The sequence below is a fragment of the Acidiferrobacteraceae bacterium genome (assembly GCA_037388825.1).
In the GTDB taxonomy this organism is placed as follows: Bacteria; Pseudomonadota; Gammaproteobacteria; order Acidiferrobacterales; family JAJDNE01; genus JARRJV01.
Genome location: JARRJV010000136.1, coordinates 1 through 2,911 on the forward strand (window position 1 = coordinate 1; position 2,911 = coordinate 2,911).

Here is a 2,911-nt window from a genome sequence, read left to right on the forward strand (position 1 = left end):
GTTTGCATGGGCGGCCCCTCGTCAAGAAAGATACGCACATAGCCTTCCGGCTCAGCCATGGAGAGAGCGCGCGCAAGGTCTGCCTGCGCTTTCTGTGTATCGCCCCGGCGCAGAAAGGCAAGGCTGCGCAGGATGCACAGCTCAAGCACAGCGCCGAACCGGCCGCTCGCGTCAATTCTGCAACGGCTTCATCGGGATTGCTCTGAGCGAGCGTCACCCTGGCCCCGGTGAGGGCCACCCTCTCTCTGATCAATCCTCTATCTTGCTCTGCCAGGCGTGCCGCCGCCTCAACGCATCGTGTTGCCTCGGTCAGCGCTCCTTGCCGGACCAGTATTTTTGCCCTGAGCGCCAATAGTTCAGCTCTCCACAAGGGGGATGGCGGCTCGCCCAAAGCAGCTTCCGCCTCTTGCACGGCCGCTAGCGCGCTGTCAGCATCGCCTTGCGCTTGCCTCAGACGCGCCAGCGCTGGAGCCGCGTTCAACACCGCGTCAAAACGCCCGCTCCACTTACCTAGCTCGATTCCCCGGGCCAGGCGCGCTTCTGCGGCTTCCAGTTCGTTGTGCTCCAGGTATACTTCGCTCATCCTCAGATGCAGGATCCCGGCCACCGGCAAACGAGCCATTCCCTGCCCCTCAAGGTAGCTCAAGGCTGCCCGGCATGCTTGGTCCGCCGCTTGCAAACGCCCCAGCAGCCAAAATATCCCAATCTGACGGTGAGTCATCCCCGCCACGCCGGCGGCGTTTGCCCCCAGGCGACTCCAGCGGATGGTTTCACCATAGGCGTCGCCGGCTTTCACCGGATCCCCTGCACCATCGCAGGCTGACGCCAGTGCAAATTCTCAGGAGTCAGGTGGAGAGCGCGTTCGGCAAAGACGATCACGGCTTCAAATTATTGTCATAGCGGGCAATAATTGACCGCATAGCGGCAAGATGCGCGGGTAAATCAGCATGAAGTGCGTCATCTGCGCCCAATTCTTCAGCCTGCTTGTTTAGCGCATTCTCCGCATCAGCCAGATACGGCTCGATCGCGCCAATCTGGCTTCTAAACCAGAGTACCCAGCAATAGGCAAGGCTAAGCAGCGCGCTGTTCTTGACCATGTCTCTGGGCAGGGCTTCCAGCCAAGACCACACGGTTTCGATCTCTCCTTTGTTCACCGTGTGGTACCAGTTCTTTGCAATCAGGTCTGCGGCCCGGGCATAGTCTGGGGCGGAGAGCGCATAAGTCACGGCGTCGGCAACTTGTGCCCCTCCTGCTCGCACCATGCGGCGGCGCGTGCCAGCAGCCGTGCGACCCGTTTGGGTTCCGACTGATCAAGCCGTGCGCGTAATAGATCGGCAAAGAGGTGGTGATAACGGTACCAAATCCGCTTATCATCCAGAGAAACCAGGAAAAGGTTGGCTCGTTCCAGGTATTCCAAAATGGAGAGTGATTGGTTCTTGAATCCTTCGTCATCAGCCAGAACAGCATCGCACAGGGGGGCGACTTTTGGCGGCTGGCCGGCCAAAACTTCTTCCAGCAGATAATCCAGAATGTAGCGGTTGGTGCCGGAGAAACCTTCGATAAACCCGGTTACATCTTTACGATTGTGCATAGAGAGCGTGCCTTGTAACCGTGTTGCCGCCGGTGACGCTGATGCCTACAGTGTGACTGACCAAAATCGTATTGGTCAAGGACACTTCACTATCAGTGACATAGATGTCCACGTAGATGCCGCTGCCATCTCCACCAGAATTGCGCGCGATGGTCGCATGCCGGAATCTGGGTGAAGATCCGGCGACGTATAACCCGCTGCCCAGGCCGTCAGAACGATTTTCGACCACCAGGCTGTTGACCAAATTGGCATCGCTGTACGCCAAGTACAATCCACCACCACGTTCAGCAGTATTTGATGATACCACATTCCTGTGCAACGTTGCAGCGCAGGCCCACAAGTACCCGCCTCCTCCCTGAAGAGCTCTATTGAAAGTAATGATGTTGTCGCTCATCTGCACATCGCTGCTGTACAGATACAACCCTCCGCCTTGATCAACAGCCCGGTTGAAAGAGATGGTATTCATCTCGATTAAAGAAGTATCGTACCAGGCTATTGTCAATCCACCCCCTCTCCACTTGGCGACATTGGAAACGAACTCGTTATTGCTCAGCCGGGCGTTGCAGGAGCGCAGATAGGCCCCTCCACCGCTGTAGGCGATATTTGAGGAGATGGTATTGCCCGTCAGCTCGGCATCACTATACCACAAATACAGCACCCCTCCGTTGTCGTCGGGCTTTCCACCGGTGTTATTGGAGAAAATCATGTTGTCGTGTACCTCGGCGTCGCTGACATGCAAGTATATTCCGGCGCCTCTTTGTGCGACGTTGCCAAAAATGTGATTGCCGCTGATAACCGCCGTAGCCGTGATAATGTACACACCGCCCCCTGCATCCTTGTCCAGGTAGGAATTTCCCCCCAGATCAGTCGCGTCACCACCCGTGATGTACAATCCCTCGATTGTAGGACTGATGTCTCCTGTGATGTAAAGTCCCCTTCCCTGCCCTTGGGCGTTCAGTGTGACGGGATTAGCCTTTGGATCGAACATCATCCAATCAGCTGTGGTATACCCACCACGCACGGTTACCGTCTTGCTGATATATGCTACCTGGGTGACGACAGCAGTCGCAGCAATATCATTGCGAGGACGCACGCTCACCTCGGTATATGTCCCTCTTGCAACCTTGATGATGTCATTGGGATCGTCAGCAGCGTCCACGGCATCTTGAATGCTGCCATAACAGGGGATCATTCTAGCACAATATCCACCAGGCGCGACGTAGTAGACGCTATACCCGTCTGCGCCTTGAGCACGAGTCGCAACAGGCTCCTGTCCTACCAATAGCCACACCAGAACTGAAGCTGTACCCAGAATCAAGG

The 2,911-nt window shown here is 56.4% G+C and carries 4 protein-coding genes; 1 reads left to right on the forward strand and 3 read right to left on the reverse strand.

The window, feature by feature from the left end; translation table 11 throughout:
• Positions 1–206: hypothetical protein (locus tag P8X48_13390; protein MEJ2108297.1), on the forward strand; the 206-nt coding region annotated here is incomplete at its 5' end.
• 669 nt (positions 207–875) lie between these two features.
• Here P8X48_13390 and P8X48_13395 read toward each other — a convergent pair.
• The 3 genes from P8X48_13395 to P8X48_13405 form a co-directional block, all read right to left on the reverse strand.
• The gene (locus P8X48_13395; GenBank protein ID MEJ2108298.1) at positions 876–1,226 is read right to left on the reverse strand and encodes a hypothetical protein; all 351 of its coding nucleotides are present in this window, start codon (positions 1,224–1,226) and stop codon (positions 876–878) included.
• Positions 1,223–1,591, reverse strand: a complete 369-nt coding sequence (locus P8X48_13400; GenBank protein MEJ2108299.1) for a hypothetical protein — start codon at positions 1,589–1,591, stop codon at positions 1,223–1,225. The genes P8X48_13395 and P8X48_13400 overlap by 4 nt, the downstream gene beginning before the upstream one ends.
• Positions 1,578–2,911, reverse strand: a 1,334-nt coding sequence (locus tag P8X48_13405; GenBank protein ID MEJ2108300.1) for a right-handed parallel beta-helix repeat-containing protein, incomplete at its 5' end; no start/stop codon positions are given. The genes P8X48_13405 and P8X48_13400, both read right to left, overlap by 14 nt.